General features: G+C 70.3%; 15 protein-coding genes. 5 read left to right on the forward strand and 10 right to left on the reverse strand.

Annotated elements, in window-relative coordinates:
• Positions 1–11: 11 nt before the first annotated feature.
• Genes QNA09_RS07815 through QNA09_RS07825 form a run of 3 tightly spaced genes read right to left on the reverse strand, consistent with a single transcriptional unit; the run spans position 12 to position 5,720 of the window.
• Positions 12–1,451: a metallopeptidase gene (locus QNA09_RS07815; RefSeq protein WP_010596740.1), complete on the reverse strand. Its 1,440-nt coding sequence runs from the start codon at positions 1,449–1,451 to the stop codon at positions 12–14.
• 31 nt (positions 1,452–1,482) lie between these two features.
• Positions 1,483–3,681 carry a 1,4-alpha-glucan branching protein GlgB gene (glgB, locus tag QNA09_RS07820; protein WP_010596741.1) on the reverse strand — a complete coding sequence of 733 codons (2,199 nt, stop codon included), beginning with the start codon at positions 3,679–3,681 and terminating at the stop codon, positions 1,483–1,485.
• Positions 3,678–5,720 (reverse strand): alpha-1,4-glucan--maltose-1-phosphate maltosyltransferase, encoded by a 2,043-nt coding sequence (locus tag QNA09_RS07825; protein WP_010596742.1) that lies wholly within the window; start codon positions 5,718–5,720, stop codon positions 3,678–3,680. The genes glgB and QNA09_RS07825 overlap by 4 nt, the downstream gene beginning before the upstream one ends.
• 348 nt (positions 5,721–6,068) lie before the next feature.
• Here QNA09_RS07825 and glgP point away from each other — a divergent pair, with 348 nt between their 5' ends.
• Complete coding sequence (glgP, locus tag QNA09_RS07830; protein WP_026137841.1) at positions 6,069–8,648, forward strand: alpha-glucan family phosphorylase; 2,580 nt, start codon at positions 6,069–6,071, stop codon at positions 8,646–8,648.
• 7 nt (positions 8,649–8,655) lie between these two features.
• Here glgP and QNA09_RS07835 read toward each other — a convergent pair whose 3' ends face one another.
• Complete coding sequence (locus tag QNA09_RS07835; RefSeq protein ID WP_010596745.1) at positions 8,656–9,225, reverse strand: TetR/AcrR family transcriptional regulator; 570 nt, start codon at positions 9,223–9,225, stop codon at positions 8,656–8,658.
• Positions 9,226–9,317: 92 nt separating this feature from the next.
• Here QNA09_RS07835 and QNA09_RS07840 point away from each other — a divergent pair, with 92 nt between their 5' ends.
• The 3 genes from QNA09_RS07840 to QNA09_RS07850 all read left to right on the forward strand — a co-directional run bounded on the left by QNA09_RS07840 (position 9,318) and on the right by QNA09_RS07850 (position 11,302).
• Positions 9,318–10,241, forward strand: coding sequence for an alpha/beta fold hydrolase (locus tag QNA09_RS07840; RefSeq protein WP_040271604.1), 924 nt, complete (start codon positions 9,318–9,320; stop codon positions 10,239–10,241).
• Positions 10,222–10,728: an HPP family protein gene (locus tag QNA09_RS07845; protein WP_203011633.1), complete on the forward strand. Its 507-nt coding sequence runs from the start codon at positions 10,222–10,224 to the stop codon at positions 10,726–10,728. Before QNA09_RS07840 ends, QNA09_RS07845 begins: the two co-directional genes overlap by 20 nt.
• A gap of 115 nt (positions 10,729–10,843) precedes the next feature.
• Positions 10,844–11,302: an ATP-binding protein gene (locus tag QNA09_RS07850; RefSeq protein WP_010596748.1), complete on the forward strand. Its 459-nt coding sequence runs from the start codon at positions 10,844–10,846 to the stop codon at positions 11,300–11,302.
• Between the two features lie 150 nt (positions 11,303–11,452).
• On the opposite strand, the gene QNA09_RS07855 is transcribed toward QNA09_RS07850, so the two are convergent.
• Positions 11,453–11,635, reverse strand: a complete 183-nt coding sequence (locus QNA09_RS07855) for a hypothetical protein (RefSeq protein WP_010596749.1) — start codon at positions 11,633–11,635, stop codon at positions 11,453–11,455.
• 47 nt (positions 11,636–11,682) lie between these two features.
• A complete protein-coding gene (locus QNA09_RS07860) occupies positions 11,683–11,877 on the reverse strand; it encodes a hypothetical protein (RefSeq protein WP_225223441.1) in 195 nt (64 codons plus the stop codon).
• Between the two features lie 273 nt (positions 11,878–12,150).
• Here QNA09_RS07860 and QNA09_RS07865 point away from each other — a divergent pair, with 273 nt between their 5' ends.
• Positions 12,151–12,852: a GAF and ANTAR domain-containing protein gene (locus tag QNA09_RS07865; protein ID WP_010596751.1), complete on the forward strand. Its 702-nt coding sequence runs from the start codon at positions 12,151–12,153 to the stop codon at positions 12,850–12,852.
• Between the two features lie 29 nt (positions 12,853–12,881).
• Here the strand turns inward: QNA09_RS07865 and QNA09_RS07870 are convergent, their stop codons facing one another.
• From QNA09_RS07870 to QNA09_RS07885, 4 genes are all read right to left on the reverse strand, one after another.
• A complete protein-coding gene (locus tag QNA09_RS07870; protein ID WP_040271610.1) occupies positions 12,882–13,085 on the reverse strand; it encodes a cold-shock protein in 204 nt (67 codons plus the stop codon).
• Between the two features lie 128 nt (positions 13,086–13,213).
• Positions 13,214–15,244: an ATP-dependent DNA helicase gene (locus tag QNA09_RS07875; RefSeq protein ID WP_040271612.1), complete on the reverse strand. Its 2,031-nt coding sequence runs from the start codon at positions 15,242–15,244 to the stop codon at positions 13,214–13,216.
• A 25-nt stretch (positions 15,245–15,269) separates the two neighbouring features.
• Entirely contained in the window at positions 15,270–15,848 is a 579-nt protein-coding gene (locus QNA09_RS07880; RefSeq protein ID WP_017681063.1) for an isochorismatase family protein, read from the reverse strand.
• A gap of 5 nt (positions 15,849–15,853) precedes the next feature.
• The gene (locus QNA09_RS07885) at positions 15,854–17,200 is read right to left on the reverse strand and encodes a nicotinate phosphoribosyltransferase (RefSeq protein WP_203011635.1); all 1,347 of its coding nucleotides are present in this window, start codon (positions 17,198–17,200) and stop codon (positions 15,854–15,856) included.
• Between the last annotated feature and the right edge of the window lie 29 nt (positions 17,201–17,229).

Raw genomic sequence — 17,229 nt, forward strand, 5'->3', positions numbered from 1 at the left:
GCGGTGGCGGCTCAGTGGTAGCGCCCGGAACAGGCGGCCTCCCCGCCGAGAACCCCCGTCCGGAACGCGTCGACCCGGGAGAACCCGCTCGGCACGGTGTTGCCGTTGACATCGCTGGCGGCGAGACCGTCGGCCAGCAGACCGGAGACGGCCTCGTCCAGGTCCCCCGGTGACAGCCACACCATGTCCTCGGCCGGTTGCGAGCCGGTGCTGTCGGGGCTCAGTTCGGCGCTGATCACACCGGCGAGACAGGCCGCCTGCAGCGCCGTCCGAGGCTCGACGAGCGCCTGACCGGCGGCGTTCTGCACGGCCAGCGCATAGCGCGATGCGAGCAGGACGTACGCGGCGTAGTCGCCTCGCACGTCGGTCGTGATGCCCCCGGCGCCGGTCTGCAGCGGAGTGCCGCGGTCCGCAAGTTCCTCGACGTCGACGCCGATGGTGTTGGTGGCGGGACAGTACGACACCGGGGACGTGGGCTTCGCATCCGGGCAGCCGAGGTCGGCCCCGGTCAGGTCCAGTTCCGGTTGCCGCGGCAGATCGAACACCCGGCGGAACGACGCCATCAGCGCCTCCACCGACTCCTCGGTCACGGGGAGTTCGCCGTCGTCGGAGCTGTCGAAGAACTGCGGTAGATCGGCGCGCCGGGACTCGATCTCGGCGGCGTCGATGCGGGTGCACGATCCCGCACCGTCGGTGAAGCCGATCTGGAACGCGGTGACACGTTCGAATGCCGACCCGTGGATCGCACCCGGGTCGTTGGGATCGCTGTCGCGGAAGGACACCATCGACGCCAGCACCGAGTTCAGCCCGTCCGAGGTGTTGAGCCGGAAGTGCTCCGAGTTGCCGGCGGCGACGTGCCGCATGAAGGCGCCCGCGAAGCAGTCCGCCTGCTGTTCGAACACGATGCCCGGATCGTCCTCGGCAACCGTTCCGGCCTTGAACTGCACGGCGTGACCGTACTCGTGGGCGAGCACCGTCACGGCCGCCATGGGACCGAACGTCTCGATGAGCTGCGGCATCAGGTAGGTGCGGTCCCAGCCGATGACGTCGTCGCGGTTGCAGTATGCGGCGTTGACGAATTCGAACGTGGATTCCCCGCAGAATCTCGGGCCGCGCTCGTCGGGATCCCACGAGACGATCGTGCCGACGGGCTCGAACGCTCCTCGCGCGATGCGGGGGAACTCCTCGGTCCAGTAGGCCTCGATGTCGGCGACGGCGTTGCCGGCGAGCACGTCGACGTCCCCGCCGTCCGAGTTCTCGATCGTCACCGGCGCATCCGTGGCGCCGGGCCGCGGACCACTGGGGCCCGAGGAGACCGGCAGACCGGCCACGGAGAACGGGTTGTCGTAGATGGAGACGGCGGTGCCCTCGATACGAGCGGCACATCCGGCGAGCACCATCACGGCCAGCGCCGGTACCGCGAGGCGGAACGGCAGCCGCGTCCGAGTCACCTGGTCTTCTCCTGTCGTCCGAGGACGGCGGTCACCGCTGCAGCGTCAGCCAGATCGCACCGTAAGCAGGCAGCGTCACCTCCGCCGACGCCGGGCGCCCGTGCCAGGAGCGTGCCGTGGCCGTCACGGCACCGAGGTTGCCGATGCCGTTGCCCTGGTAAGCCGTCGAATCCGTGTTGAGGATCTCCGACCACTGTCCTGTTTCGGGTAGTCCGACACGATAGTCCGAATGGGTCGATCCGGAGAAGTTGAACAAGCACGCCACGACCGAACCGTCGCTCCCGTGCCGGAGGAAACTCAGCACGTTGTTCGCCGAGTCGTTGGCGTCGATCCACGAGTACCCGCTCGGTGAGGTGTCCAGCGTCCAGAGGGCGGGGTGTTCCCGGTAGATCCGGTTGAGGTCGGTGACGAGCTGGTGGACGCCCTGGTGCAGCGGCCCGTTGTGCGGATCGTCGAGCTGCCACCAGTCCAGGCCCCGTTCCTCGGACCACTCCGCGGTCTGGCCGAACTCCTGTCCCATGAACAGCAGTTGCTTGCCGGGGTGCGCCCACATGTACGCGAGCAGTCCGCGCAGGCCGGCGGCCTGTTCCCGGTCGCCGCCCGGCATCCGGGTCCAGAGCGTGCCCTTGCCGTGCACGACCTCGTCGTGGCTGATGGGCAGGACGAAGTTCTCACTCCAGGCGTACACCAGGGAGAAGGTGATCTCGTGGTGGTGGTACGTGCGATGCACCGGGTCCCGGCCGATGTATCCGAGAGTGTCGTGCATCCAGCCCATGTTCCATTTCATGGAGAACCCGAGACCGCCCGCATGGGTCGGCCGGGTGACGCCGGGCCAGGCCGTGGACTCCTCGGCGACCGTGACGACGCCGGGGTGGAGCTTGTGCACGGTCGCGTTCATCTCCTGCAGGAAGGCCACCGCTTCGAGATTCTCCCGGCCGCCGTACACGTTGGGGGTCCAGCCGCCCTCGGGCCGCGAGTAGTCGAGGTAGAGCATCGAGGCGACCGCGTCGACGCGCAGGCCGTCGATGTGGAACTCGTCGATCCAGTACAGCGCGTTGGCGACGAGGAAGTTGCGCACCTCCCGGCGACCGAAGTCGAACACGTACGTGCCCCAGTCCAGCTGTTCGCCGCGGTGCGGATCCGGATGTTCGTAGAGGGCGCTGCCGTCGAACCGGGCCAGCGCCCACTCGTCCTTCGGGAAGTGGGCGGGCACCCAGTCCACGATCACGCCGATGCCGGCGGCGTGCAGCCGGTCGACGAACGCACGGAACTCGTCGGGCGTGCCGAATCGCGCAGTGGGTGCGTAGTACGACGTGACCTGGTAGCCCCACGAGCCGCCGAAGGGGTGCTCGGCGACCGGCAGCAGCTCGACATGGGTGAAACCGGCCGCCGCGACGTACTCGGCGAGCTGGTCGGCCAGCTCGCGGTACCCGAGACCGGGCCGCCACGAGCCGAGGTGCACCTCGTAGACGCTCATCGGCTCCTGCCACGGGCGGGATTCGGCCCGGGCGGCGAGCCAGGCGTCGTCGCCCCACTCGTAGCTGCTCCGGTGCACCACCGAGGCCGTCGCCGGGGGTACCTCGGTGGCGAACGCCATCGGGTCGGCCTTGTCCTGGACCGAGCCGTCGCGGCCGTGGATCCGGAACTTGTACAGCGCACCCGGCTCCACGTCGGGCAGGAACAGTTCCCACACGCCGCTGGAACCGAGGACCCGCATCGGCGCGAGCCGGCCGCCCCAGCCGTCGAAGTCGCCGACGACCGTGACGCCCCGCGCGCCGGGCGCCCACACCGCGAACGACGTGCCCCGGACCGGGCCGTCGGGGGTCTCGTACGAACGCTGATGCGCCCCGAGGATCTCCCACAGCCGCTCGTGCCGGCCCTCGGCGAACAGGTGCAGGTCCAACTCCCCGAGCGTGGGCAGGAAGCGGTACGGGTCCGCGACGACGACGGTGTGCTCGAACGGGTAGGTCACCACGAGGCGGTAGTCCGACAGGTCGTGCACCGGGACGAGCGCGCTGAAGACATCGTGACCGAGGGGCTCGAGGGGATGATCGATGCCGCCGATGCGCACCGCCACCTTCTCCGCCTGCGGGCGCAGAGCCCGGATGATCGTGCCTTCGGGGTGTGGATGGGCGCCGAGCACCGAGTGCGGATCGTGGTGCTCGCCGGCCGTCAGCCGGGCCAGGTCGTGCGGGCTGGGGGAGTGGCGACGAATCGGGGGCACGGTCACGAGTTCCTCCTGTAGGCGAGGGTGGTTCGCGTCGGCACCCCGATCGGCGGCAACGCCAGAATGTGCGCGACGGCGCGCCAGGGTTCGAGCCGGACGAAGTTGGCCTGACCCCACGAGTACTGCGCGCCGGACACCTCGTCGAACACCGTGAGCTGGTCGTGCCATTCGTGACCGAGCGCCGGCATGTCCAGCCAGATGGTGCCCTGCTCGGCCCCGAAGGGATTGAGGTTGATCACGGCGAGGACCGAATCCCCGGTCCGGGGATCGAATTTCGAATACGCGATCAGGGCGTCGTTGTCGATGTGGTGGAAGTGGATGTTGCGCAGCTGCTGCAGAGCCGGGTGGGCCCGCCGGATGCGGTTGAGCGTGGCGATCCACGGCTCGAGCGATTCACCGCGACGGCGGGCCTCGTCGAACCGTCGCGGACGTAGCTGGTACTTCTCCGAGTCGAGATACTCCTCGCTGCCCGGTCGCAGCGGGATGTGCTCGTAGAGTTCGTAACCGGAGTACACCCCCCACGACGGTGCGAGCGTGGCGGCCAGTGCCGCGCGCAGCGCGAACATCCCGGGGCCGCCGTGCTGCAGGGTCTCGTGGAGGATGTCGGGGGTGTTGACGAACAGGTTCGGACGCGCCTCGTCCGCCTTCGCCGCGATCTCCTGGCCGAACTCGGTCAGCTCCCACTTGGCGACGCGCCACGTGAAGTACGTGTAGGACTGCGTGAACCCGCGTCGGGCGAGCCCGTACATGCGGGCGGGCCGGGTGAACGCCTCGGACAGGAACAGCACGTCGGGGTCGGTGCGCTTGACCTCGGCGATCAGCCACTCCCAGAAGTTCGGTGGCTTGGTGTGCGGGTTGTCGACGCGGAAGATCTTGACGCCGAAGCTGATCCAGTGCCGCACCACGCGCAGTACCTCGGCGTAGATGCCGTCCGGATCGTTGTCGAAGTTGACCGGATAGATGTCCTGGTACTTCTTGGGCGGGTTCTCCGCATAGGCGATCGTGCCGTCCGGCAGGACCGTGAACCACTCGGGGTGCTCCTTCGCCCACGGGTGGTCCGGGGCGCACTGCAACGCCAGGTCGAGAGCGACCTCGAGATCCAGTTCGCGCGCACGGGCGACGAAGGCGCGGAAGTCGTCCTCCGTGCCGAGCTGGGGGTGGATCGCGTCGTGGCCGCCCTCGTCGGAACCGATGGCCCAGGGCGAGCCCACGTCGTCCGGGCCGGCGGTGAGGGTGTTGTTCGGTCCCTTCCGGTTGATCTTGCCGATGGGATGGATGGGCGGCAGATACACCACGTCGAATCCCATCGCGGCGACCCGCGGCAGCTCCGCCGCGGCGGTGGCGAAGGTGCCATGCCGGGGTGTGCCGTCCTCGTTCCAGCCGCCCGTCGAGCGGGGAAAGAATTCGTACCAGGAACCGAACAGTGCCCGTTCCCGGTCGACGACGGCGGTGTATGCCTTCCCGCGGGTGACCAGCTCGCGCAGGGGATTGGCCCGCAGGATCTCGGTGATGTCGGCGGCGAAGGCGGGCGCGATCCGGTCGGCCAGCGGCCGCTCCGAACGCAGCGCCGCGGCGACGGCGAGCAGGGCCGGCCGGTTGGGGCGCGGCGCGGTCTTGGCGGCCTTCTCGAACAGCCGGGCGCCGATCTCGATGTCGTTCGCCAGGTCTTCCGGGCCCTGCCCGGCGGCGACCTTCGCGTCCACCGCGTGCCGCCACGTGGTGACCGGGTCGCTCCAGGCCTCGACGCGGTAGGTCCACAGTCCCGGACTGGTGGGGGTGAATACGGCGTGGAAGGTGTCGGGTGCTTCGCCGGGAACCATCGGAATCCGGATCAGCTTTCCCTCGCTTTCCGGGTCCGAGCCCGGCCCGCGCACGGCCAGGGTGGCGGCGACGGCGTCGTGACCCTCGCGCCACACGACCGCCGACACGGGAAGCACCTCCCCGACGACGGCCTTGACCGGATGTCGCCCGCCCGAGATGTCGGGACGGACATCGTCGATGCCGAGCCGTCCTGTTGCGCTGGCTCCGATTCGACCTGTCACGCTCGCTCCGTTCCGTCTGTCACGCTGGCTCCGTTCCCTTGCACGGACTGCTGACGAGCCCGTCGGACGCGGCCCGTCTCCAACCGTAATGGAGGGGCGCACCGCCGTCCCCTCGTGCGACGCGTAACGTCGCCGGAGCTCCCAGACAGCTGTTACCCGGCGCCGACGCGACTAAACGGGAGGGGCATCGGCGCCCTCGTCCGAGTCCTGCCGCCGACACGAACCGCCCCGTCGAGGCGCGGCACGGAAACGTCCCCGGCCTGTTCGCCGGCCACCCGGCCCGGCCCCCGGACGTCTGCCGCATTTGCCGGTCTTCGCGGACGGCGGATTGTCGGTAGTCTTCCCGGGGTGAGAGCCTTGCGTCGGTTCACCGTACGAGCCCACCTTCCCCAGCGGCTGGCCGGCCTGGGCCCGCTCGCCGTCAACCTGCGCTGGTCGTGGCACACACCCACGCAGGACCTGTTCGCCTCGATCGATCCCGGCCTGTGGCGTCGCGTCGAGCAGGACCCGGTGCGGATGCTCGGCGAAGTGCCGCCGGCCCGTCTCGACGCGCTCGCCGCGGACGAGGAGTTCCTCGCACGGCTCGACGCCGAGTCGGCCGATCTCGACGACTATCTCGCGAGACCGCGCTGGTACCAGCACGAACAGAACGAGGGCACCCGGCTGCCGTCCGGCATCGCCTACTTCTCCATGGAGTTCGGTGTTTCCGAGGTCCTGCCGAACTACTCCGGCGGACTCGGCATCCTGGCCGGTGACCACCTCAAGGCGGCCTCGGACCTCGGACTGCCGCTCATCGGTGTCGGCCTGCTCTACCGTTCCGGCTACTTCCGGCAGTCCCTGACCGCCGACGGATGGCAGAGCGAGCACTACCCGAACTACGACCCGCAGGGGCTGCCGTTGCGGCTGCTGACTGAGGCGGACGGCACCCCCGCGCTGATCCAGGCCGCGATGCCCGGCCATCGCACCCTCACCGCCCGAGTGTGGATCGCCCAGGTCGGTCGCGTTCCGTTGCTGCTGCTCGACTCGGACATCGCCGAGAACGACGAGGAACTGCGCGGGGTTACCGACCGTCTCTACGGCGGCGACCAGGACCATCGCATCAAGCAGGAGATCCTGGCCGGGGTCGGCGGAGTACGCGCCGTCCGGGCCTACACCCGCATCGCGGGACTGCCCGATCCCGAGGTGTTCCACATGAACGAGGGACACGCCGGGTTCCTGGGTGCCGAACGCATTCGCGAACTGGTCACGGGCGCCGGTCTGGACTTCGACGAGGCGCTCGCCGCCGTACGCGCCGGCACCGTCTTCACCACCCACACCCCGGTGCCCGCGGGCATCGACCGGTTCCCGGCGGAACTCGTCCGGCACTACTTCTCCGGGCCGAACGGCGAGAACGAGTCGGCGCTGCTGCCCGGCCTGGGAGTGGACCGCATCCTCGCCCTCGGCCGGGAATCGGACTCGCGGGTGTTCAACATGGCTCATCTCGGTCTGCGGCTCGGCCAGCGCTGCAACGGCGTGTCGAAGCTGCACGGCCGGGTCAGCCGCGAGATGTTCGTCGACCTGTGGCCCGGCTTCGACGCAGGCGAAGTCCCGATCGGGTCGGTGACCAACGGCGTGCACGCGCACACGTGGGCCGCCCGGGAGTGGCTCGAGTTCGCCAACCGCCTCGCCGGTCCCGACCGGGTGGAGGAAGCCAAGGGTTGGGAACTGCTGCAGACGGTCGAACCGCGCGAGCTGTGGGTCACCCGTAACACGTTGCGTGCGCAACTGGTGGAGGAGATCCGCCGGCGGCTGCGCCGGTCCTGGCTCCAGCGCGGCGCCACCGAGGCCGAACTCGGCTGGGTGGACGGGGTGTTCGACCCGCACGTTCTCACCGTCGGGTTCGCGCGCCGGGTGCCGACCTACAAGCGGCTCACCCTGATGCTGCGCGACCCGGAACGACTGCGGGCCCTGCTGCTCGACGAGGACCGTCCCGTGCAACTCGTCGTCGCCGGCAAGAGTCACCCCGCCGACGACGGCGGGAAGGCACTGATCCAGCAGGTGGTGCGGTTCGCCGATGCGGCCGACGTGCGTCACCGCATCGTCTTCCTGCCGGACTACGACATGTCCATGGCCCGGTATCTCTACTGGGGCTGCGACGTGTGGCTGAACAATCCGCTGCGTCCGCTCGAGGCATGCGGGACGTCCGGGATGAAGTCGGCTCTCAACGGCGGGCTCAACCTCTCCATCCGCGACGGCTGGTGGGACGAGATGTACGACGGTGAGAACGGCTGGGCCATCCCCACCGCGGACGGGGTGATGGACGAACATCGCCGGGACGATCTCGAGGCCAGCGCCCTGTACGAGTTGCTCGAGCGGTCGGTCCTGCCGCGGTTCTACGACCGGGACGGCAGCGGTGTACCCAGGCGATGGATCGAAATGGTGCGGCACACGCTCCAGAACCTCGGTCCGAAGGTGCTCGCCTCCCGCATGGTCCGGGACTACACCGTGCAGTACTACGCGCCGGCCGCTGCCGCCGCACGCGAGGCGGTCGCCGACGGCTTCGCCGGGGCGCGGCAGCTCGCCCACTACCGGCGCCGCGCCGAGGCCGCATGGCCGGCCGTGCGGGTGGCCCAGGTCGACAGCGCCGGACTGCCGGACATCCCGGAGATCGGGTCCAAGCTGGCCCTGACCGCCCACGTGTACCTCGGTGGTCTCCGTGCCGGCGACGTGGTCGTGCAGGCGGTCGTCGGCCGGGTCGGACCCGACGACACCCTGTCCGACGTGGTGACGGTGCCGATGCGGCACACGGGCACGGATCCGCTGGGCGAGGTCTTCGAGGTCGAGGTCGCGCTGCCGATGGCCGGGTCGGTCGGCTACACGGTGCGGGTGCTTCCGCACCACGAGCTGCTCGCGTCGGACGTCGAACTCGGCAAGGTCGTGCTCGCCTAGCTGGTCCTCAGCTCGGGGTTCGGGGGCCGCTCGCGTCGAGCAGGACGCGTGCGGCGTCGCGGGCCTGCCGGGCGACGGCGGGGGAACCGGAGATCGCCGCCGTCGCCATGGCCCCGTTGGCCAGGATCGCCAGCTGGTCGCCCAGTGCCGGGGGGCTACCCGCGTCCGCGACGAGTCCGCGCAGGTAGCGCCGGAACGCGTCCTTGTGCGCGCGGGCGATCTCGGCGACGTCGCCGGAGATGCCGCCGAGTTCGCCGAACGTGTTGATGAACGTGCAGCCGCGGAAGTCGCTGCAGGCGAACCATTCCTCGAGAAAGTCGAACACCGCGAGAACCCGCTCGCGCGGATCGGCGCGGGCGTCGACATACCGGCGCAGATCCGTCAGCACGGTGTGATCACGCCGGGTCAGTACGGCCGCCACGAGCCGGTCCTTGGCGGGGTAGAGCTGATAGAGCCGCTTGAGCGACACCCCGGAGCGGGACCGGATCGTGTCCATGCCGACGGCCTGGATGCCGTGCTCGTTGAACAGTTCCTCGGCGGCATCGAGCAGCCGGGTCTGCGCGGTGTCCGCGTCCATCGAGCCCCTCCTCTTGCGTAGAGAACCATCGTTCTCTACGCTACACCCCGTACTGGAGAACGATCGTTCTCCGACCGATCCGAGGAGGACTCATGTCCGCTTCCGCCGTCCGTCACCGCACCGAAACCATCGACGGGCTCGACGTCTCCTACCGCGAGGCCGGGGACCCGGGCGCCCCCGCACTCGTTCTGCTGCACGGCTTCCCGTCCAGCTCGCACATGTTCCGGCATCTGCTCGGCGAGCTCGCCGACGAGTATCACCTCGTCGCCCCCGACCACATCGGCTTCGGGCGATCGGCGATGCCCCCTGTCCACGAGTTCGACTACAGCTTCGACCGTCTCGCGCAGGTCACCGCCGCGCTGCTCGACCGGATCGGGCTGACCCGCTTCGCCCTCTACCTCCACGACTACGGCGCCCCGATCGGCCTGCGGATCGCGGCCGGGAACCCCGAGCGCGTCACCGCGCTGATCACCCAGAGCGGCAACGCCTACCGCGAAGGGTTCACCCCGTTCTGGGAGCCCCTCTTCGCCCATGCGCAGGACCGCACCGCCCACGAACCCGCCGTCCGTGCCCTCCTCGAGCCGGAGGCGACCCGGTGGCAGTACGTCCACGGCGTGCCCGAGGACCGCCTCGACCGGGTCGCCCCGGAAGCCTGGCTGCTCGACCAGATGGGCCTCGATCGACCCGGCAACAAGGAGATCCAGCTCCAGTTGTTCTGGGACTACCAGTTCAACCTCGACGCGTACCCGGCGTTCCAGGAGTACTTCCGCGCCTGGCGGCCGCCGACCCTGGTGACGTGGGGTCGGGGCGACGAAATCTTCGGTCCCGCGGGTGCGGAAGCATTCGCCCGCGACCTCCCCGATGCGGAGATCCACCTGCTCGACGCAGGCCACTTCGCCCTTGAGACGCACGGGCCGGAGATCGCGAACCTCGTCCGCGGATTCCTGGGACGCACTCTGCCCGGACGCACCCCCGAGGCGGAAGGAGCCTGGTCGGATGCCCGCGCTGCTCGATGATGCACCGGACGGGTCCGGCCGTGCTCTGGCGGCCGCCCTCGCGCCGGGGGCGGTCGCGATCGGCGCGGCCGGCGCGCTCGCCGCCCTCGAGAATTTCGCACACTGGGCGGTGTTCGGGCTGCCGTACGTTGCGTCCGCAGCCCTCATCGCTCTCGCACCCGGCACCCCGGCCGCCCGGCCCGGAGCGATCGTGCGCGCCTACCCCGCGGCCGCGGCCGCGGCGCTCGTCGTCGCGGCCGTTGCCGGTCCGTCGCAGGCCGGAGCCGCCGTCTCGGCGGGCCTCGCGGTCGTCGCCATGGCGCTGCTGCGGGCGCCGCACGTGCCCGCCGCCGTGTGTGCCGGCGCGATCGGGCTCACTGACCCGGGGATCGGCTACGTGGGAACCACGCTGGTCCCGGCGCTCCTCGTCGTCCTCGGCGTCGCGACCGTGGCCGGGCGGGTACTGCCCGGATTCGTCTATCCGGCGCGGGTCGCCCCTGCCGCCTGACCGGGACGGTCGCCGTCGCTGTGCGCACATGCTCGCTTCGAGGTATGGGACCGCGCCGCCGTGGGTATACACCGGATGCGTCCGACCGAGGACGCATCGAAATTCGAGGAGGAGGATGCACTCGCGACACGCCTCTCAGGCGTTCACATCGACCGGGATGTTCTACCGTGGGGTCCGCGCCGAGCCGGGCCAGGTGACGATGCTCCGGCAGGCCCTGGACCGGTGGCTGGACCGCCTCCACCTCGAGGCCGAACTCGGACAGGACGTGCTGCTCGCCAGCTACGAAGCGCTGGCCAACGTCGTCGAGCACGCGTACGCCGACGGACCCGGAGATCACCGCGGTGCGGTCGACCTGGAGGCCGTGTACCGACCCGACGAGCACTCCGTCGAGGTGGTCGTCACCGATCACGGCCGATGGCGGACCCCGGCGTCCGGCGACAGTTGCCGCGGCCATGGGCTCGCGCTGATCCGGACTCTGACGTCGCACACCGATGTCGTCTCCGTCCCCGACGGCACCTCGGTCTCGATGAGGTGGGACGTGGCGGATCACCCCGCGCTCGTCGCGGCACCGTGACCCGAGAGTGCGCGGCACCGTGACCCGAGAGTGCGCGGCACCGTGACCCGACAGTGACGGATCACCGGCTTCCGGAAGCGCCCCCCTGCGGCGCTGTCCGGAAGCCGGTGATCCGGTCGGAGACCACCGACGCCGGGAGAACGTCGGTGGTCAGCTTCTGGGGCCGCGCCGGCTCGACGCCCATCCCGGGCGCCGCCGGGTCGCGGCGGGTGTGCGGTCGACGCGTGTGTGGTCGTCCGCGAACATCGCGTCGATACGAGCCTTGATCTCGGCCGTGCTCATCGCCGAACCCGGGACGGTGCTCCGGTGGGCGAGGTGATCGGGGTGGTTCATCGGTTCCTTGCTCGGGTGGGCTCGGCAGAGCCGGTCGGATCGGGTGGTCAGGGGCGGATCATCAGGGCCGCGCCCGCGACCGTCGCGACCGTGAGGAGTGCCGCCAGGGCGCCGAGGGCGAGAGAATGACTGATTGCGACGACGAGCCCGCACGAGAGGGTGCCCGCGCCGGCGACGATCGCCGGCACCGAGAGCAGCGGCGAGCCATCGGCGGGGGTGGCGGAAGGGGCGACGTGAACCATGGGTGTTCCTTCTTCGCGGATCGTGTCCAGGAGGTACACCGACGTGGAACGACGAGCAGCCGACGTGTCGCGGTGTTCTCCCGAGAACTTGTCCACACGATTCGTGGAGAGCGAGAGGGGGAGCACCGGGGGTCGGGGCGGCTCCGATTAGAGCGTCGCCGGGATCTGGGGCGGACGCTCTGTGTATCAGGATATGTCATGTGACCCGAACGGCGCCAGCCGATCACTGTGATGTATGTCACTATTTGTGGGTACTGATGAAGGGACCGCAGCGTGTTCGACCAGGACGAATTCATGGCGGTACTGTCTCGATTCGCGCGCCGGCTGCCCACCTCCTACGACGTCGGGGCAGCGCTCGACGAACTCGTCGACGGAGTGACCGGCGTTCTGGGCCTCCTCGGTTGCGGGGTGAGCCTGCAGTGCGAGGGCCGGCTGCAGTTCGTCACCGCGGCCGCGGAGGTGGTAGGGAAGATGGAACGCTGCCAGGAGGACACCGGCGTGGGACCGTGCCGGTACGCGTTCGATCGTGGCGAACCCATCGCGGTCGCCGACGTGCGGCAACGCCAGGACCTGTGGCCGGAGTTCGCAGAGAAGGCGCGCGAGTACGGGATCGCGGCGGTGGCCGGGATCCCGATGCAGCTCGCGGACGAGAAGATCGGCGCCCTCGACATGTACGCGTGCGAACCACGCGACTGGGCGGATCGTGAGATCGCGGCGGCGCAGGTGTGTGCCGACATGGCCACCGGTTACATCGTCAACGCCAACAAGCTTCGGCAGCACGAGCAGTTGAACGCGCAACTGCAGACCGCTCTCGATTCGCGCATCGTCATCGAACAGGCGAAGGGCGTCATCGCGCAGGCCCGGAAAATCACCCCGGACGAGGCGTTCCGGCTGATCCGCGGCCACGCCCGCAGGAATCAGGCGCCCGTGCGGTCGGTCGCCAAAGCCATCGTCGACGTAGGTCTGCGGGTCTGAATGCCGCGCCGCGGCGGCGGCGCCGGTTCTCACACCGGGCGGACGTTCTCCGCCTGAGGTCCCTTCACGCCCAGCCCGACCTCGAACTCCACGCGCTGGCCCTCCGTCAGCGAGCGGAAGCCCGTGCCGGCGATCTCCGAGTAGTGGACGAAGATGTCGGGACCACCTCCGTCCTGGGCGATGAACCCGAACCCCTTCTCCTCGTCGAACCACTTGACGACGCCCTGTGGCATATCCGAAAGCTCCCTGTCCCTGCGGCCTTCGAATCCGGCCGCTGCGCCTGCTTCGATGCTGCCGCGAAACAGCCGGAAATTCCGGGAATCCCGGGAACGAATCGGGGAACCGACGCGTCGCGGCTCGGTCAGCCGCGCAGCCGGGTGAGCGCCTTGCGCACCACCTCGGGGTCGGCGGTCTCCCAGAACGGTGGCAGCGACGCGCGCAGGTATCCGCCGTACCGGGCGGTCGCCAGGCGGGGATCGAGCACCGCCACGACCCCCCGGTCATCCGTGCTGCGCAGCAGCCGCCCGACGCCCTGCGCGAGCAGCAACGCCGCATGGGTGGCCGCCACCGACAGGAAGCCGTTGCCCCCGCGCGCCTCCACGGCCCGTTGCCGCGCCACCAGCAGCGGGTCGTCCGGCCGAGGGAACGGAATCCGGTCCAGGATCACGAGCGAGAGCGACGGCCCCGGGACGTCTACGCCCTGCCACAGCGACAGAGTCCCGAACAGGGACGTCGGTTCGTCGGCCGCGAACTTGTCCACCAAGGCGCCGGTTGCGTCCTCGCCCTGGCACAGGACGGGTGTGTCCAGACGCTCCCGCATCGCCTCCGCGGCCGCCTTCGCGGCGCGCATCGACGAGAAGAGTCCGAGCGTGCGCCCGCCGGCCGCGGCGACCAGCTCCGCGATCTCGTCCAGGTACGCGGGGGAGAGCCCGTCGCGGCCCGGCGGCGGCAGGTGCCTGGCGACGTACAGGATGCCGGACTTGGCGTGGTCGAACGGTGATCCCACATCCAGGGAGTTCCACCGCAGGTCCCCGTCGTCGGACGGCGGTTCGGTCCCCGACGCTGCGCCCGTGTCGCTGCGGGCCGGAGACTCCGGGGGCAGCCCCCAGTTGACGGCGAGCGCGTCGAACGAACCGCCGACCGTCAACGTCGCCGAGGTCAGCACGACCGTCGCCTCGGCGAACAGCCGGGAGCGCAGCAGTCCGCCGACGGACAGCGGCGCCATCCGCACCGTGTGCCGAGTGTTGCCGCGGAACTCGTCGGCGGCATGCCAGACGACGTCCCGACGCGCGGCGGGATCGGTCTCCTCGAAGGCGGTCAGCACCCGCACCGCGCAGTCGTGCACCTCGTCGACGTCCGCGAGCGCCTGGTTGCGGGCGGCGGCGGCCTCGGCGTCGAGCCCCGGCTTGGGCGGACCCAGTGCGGTGCGCACGGCCCACGCCGCGTCCCGGATCGCGGCCAGCGCCGCGCCCGCACCGTCGGGCAACTCGTCCCACCGTCCCGGCGGCAGCTCCTCGAGCAGCGCCTCCCAGTTCTCCGCGGCCCCCTCGAGACGGTCCACGTCCGCGTCCTCGACCAATTTCACGCAGCGCCGCGCAGCTGCCGAGACGGTGCCGCCGGACAATTCGGCCGTCGCGACGCCGGTGACGCGGTCCACGAGTTCGTGCGCCTCGTCGACCACCACCACGTCGTGCTCGGGGAGGATCGACAGCCCGCTGATCGCGTCGATCGCCAGCAGGGCGTGGTTGGTGACGACAACGTCGACCTGCCCGGCCTCGGCCCGGGCGATCTCCGCGAAGCAGTCCTCACCGACCGGGCACCGCGACTTGCCCAGGCACTCGCGTGCGCTCACACTCACCTGACGCCACGCCTGGTCCGACACGCCCGGCACGAGGTCGTCGCGGTCGCCGGTGTCGGTCGTCGACGACCACTCCGTGACCCGCCGCACCTCCCGGCCGATCCGCGACAGCGCGAACGCATCGAACAACTGGTCGTCGGCCGGGGGCTCCTCCGCCAGACCGGTGTGAATCTTGTTCAGGCACAGGTAGTTACCGCGGCCCTTGAGAATCGCGAACCGGGGACGCCGACCCAGCGCCGTCGCCAGCGCGTCGGCCAATCGCGGCAGGTCCCGGTCCACCAGCTGACGCTGCAGCGCGATCGTCGCGGTGGAGACCACCACGGTCCGGCCCGTCTGCACCGCATACCGCACCGCCGGCACGAGATAGGCCAGCGACTTACCGGTGCCGGTGCCGGCCTGGACGGCCAGGTGCTCACCGGTGTCCAGCGAATGCGCCACGGCCGACGCCATCGTCAGCTGGTTGCGCCGTTCCTTGCCGCCCAGCGCGTGCACCGCGGTGCGCAGCAGGTCGGGCACATTCGGGAGTTCGGGCACCGCGCCAGGGTACTGGGCACCACCGTCAGCTTCGCGGGCCGACCTGTCCGACCAGGTCCACACCCGCCGCCTGGAGCGACGAGAGGGCCGACTCGACGGTCGTCGCGCTCACCCCCGCGGTGTACGGCAGCAGCACCCGGGTCTCGAACCCCGCGGCCGCCGCATCGAGCGCGGTCGCCCGCACGCAGTGATCGGTCGCGATGCCCACGATGTCGACCTCGGTGACGCCGTGCCGGCGCAACCACTCGTCGAGCGACTCGCCCGTGTCGTGACTGCCCTCGAAGCCCGAGTACGCGGCCTCGAACCTCCCCTTGGAGAAGACCGCCTCCACGCGGGCGGTGTCGAGCGCCGGATGGAACTCCGCACCCGGCGTTCCCACGCGGCAGTGCGGTGGCCACGAGTCGACGAAGTCCGGCTCGTCGGAGAAGTGCGCACCCGGATCGACGTGGTGATCCCGGGTGGCGACCACGTGCGCGTAGTCCCGCGCGTGCGCCGTCAGATACCGGCTGATATCGGCGGCGACCGCGGCACCGCCGGCCACGGCCAGCGACCCGCCCTCGCAGAAGTCGTTCTGTACGTCGACGACGATCAACGCCCGCGACATCGTCCTCACCTCACGAATCGGGTCGGCACCGCCGCGTCACCCGCCGACAGGGTCAGACCCTCCCAGGGAAGACTGATCAGCCCGTGGGCGAGCAACGCCCGGCTCTCCTCCAGCGTAGCCACGTCGTCGACGCGCTCGCCGTCACAGATCAGAGGAACCATCAGCTCGTGCACCACCTCGCCGTCGCCCTCCGGGACCGGGGCGTCCGCCGGGTAGATCACCTCTTCCACCAACGTGCCGGTCGGGCGCGCGAACCGCACTGCCCGCTTGGCGCCGCCCCGGGACTCCTTGTGGGCACTGCGCTTCTCCACCGGAATGCCGTCGACCTCGACCAGCTTGTAGACCATCCCGGCCGTCGGCGCGCCCGACCCGGTCACCAGCGACGTACCCACGCCGTACACGTCGACCGGCTCGGCGCGCAGACCCGCGATCGCGTACTCGTCCAGGTCACCCGACAACACGATCTTCGTGTTCGTCGCGCCCAGCTCGTCGAGCTGATCGCGCACCTGCCGGGCCAGCACGCCGAGATCACCCGAATCGATCCGGACGGCCCCGAGGTCGGTGCCGGCCACCTCGACGGCCGTGCGCACCCCGTTGGTGATGTCGTACGTGTCCACCAGCAGCGTGGTTCCCACCCCGAGCGTCTCGACCTGACTGCGGAACGCCGCCGCCTCGTCGCGACCCGCACCCGTCGTGTGCACCAACGTGAACGCGTGCGCCGCAGTACCCGTGCCCGGCACCCCGTACCGGCGTACCGCCTCGAGATTCGACGTCGCATCGAAGCCCGCCAGATACGCGGCCCGCGCACACGCGACCGCCGCCTCCTCGTGGGTGCGGCGCGACCCCATCTCGATCAGTGTGCGGCCGTCCGCGGCGCTGACCATCCGGGCCGCCGCCGAGGCCACCGCGCTGTCGTGGTTGAGGATCGACAGGATCAACGTCTCGAGCAGCACGCACTCGGCGAACGTGCCGCGCACCGCGAGCACCGGCGAACCGGGAAAGTAGAAGTCGCCCTCGCGGTAGCCCTCGATGTCGCCGGAGAACCGGTAGTCCCGCAGCCACTCCACGGTCGACGCGTCGAGGAATCGTCCCGCGACCGCGAGTTCCGCCTCGCCGAAGCGGAACGTCCCGAGCGCATCGATCAGCCGGCCGGTCCCACCGACCACGCCGTACCGGCGCCCGGGCGGCAGACGCCTCGCGAACACCTCGAACGTGCAAGGGCGGGAACCGGTGCCGTCCGCAAGGGCAGCCTCGAGCATCGTCAGCTCGTAGACGTCCGTGAACAGGGCGGTGCTCGCCGTCGCGGTCGGTCGGAGAAGGGAATCGGGCACCCGATCACTGTAGAGGGGCACGGTGGGATGCCGCTGTATCGGCAGGCGCG

Source organism: Rhodococcus sp. AH-ZY2 (genome assembly GCF_030916465.1).
Lineage (GTDB): Bacteria > Actinomycetota > Actinomycetes > Mycobacteriales > Mycobacteriaceae > Rhodococcus > Rhodococcus ruber.

Bases quoted from the DNA above. Each gene is read 5' to 3' on its own strand.
- QNA09_RS07835 (WP_010596745.1), bottom strand. From the start codon at position 9,225: ATGGACGCGGACACCGCGCAGACCCGGCTGCTCGATGCCGCCGAGGAA.
- QNA09_RS07850 (WP_010596748.1), top strand. From the start codon at position 10,844: ATGCACTCGCGACACGCCTCTCAGGCGTTCACATCGACCGGGATGTTC.
- QNA09_RS07845 (WP_203011633.1), top strand. From the start codon at position 10,222: ATGCCCGCGCTGCTCGATGATGCACCGGACGGGTCCGGCCGTGCTCTG.
- QNA09_RS07860 (WP_225223441.1), bottom strand. From the start codon at position 11,877: ATGGTTCACGTCGCCCCTTCCGCCACCCCCGCCGATGGCTCGCCGCTG.
- QNA09_RS07880 (WP_017681063.1), bottom strand. From the start codon at position 15,848: ATGTCGCGGGCGTTGATCGTCGTCGACGTACAGAACGACTTCTGCGAG.
- QNA09_RS07855 (WP_010596749.1), bottom strand. From the start codon at position 11,635: ATGAACCACCCCGATCACCTCGCCCACCGGAGCACCGTCCCGGGTTCG.
- QNA09_RS07840 (WP_040271604.1), top strand. From the start codon at position 9,318: ATGTCCGCTTCCGCCGTCCGTCACCGCACCGAAACCATCGACGGGCTC.
- QNA09_RS07870 (WP_040271610.1), bottom strand. From the start codon at position 13,085: ATGCCACAGGGCGTCGTCAAGTGGTTCGACGAGGAGAAGGGGTTCGGG.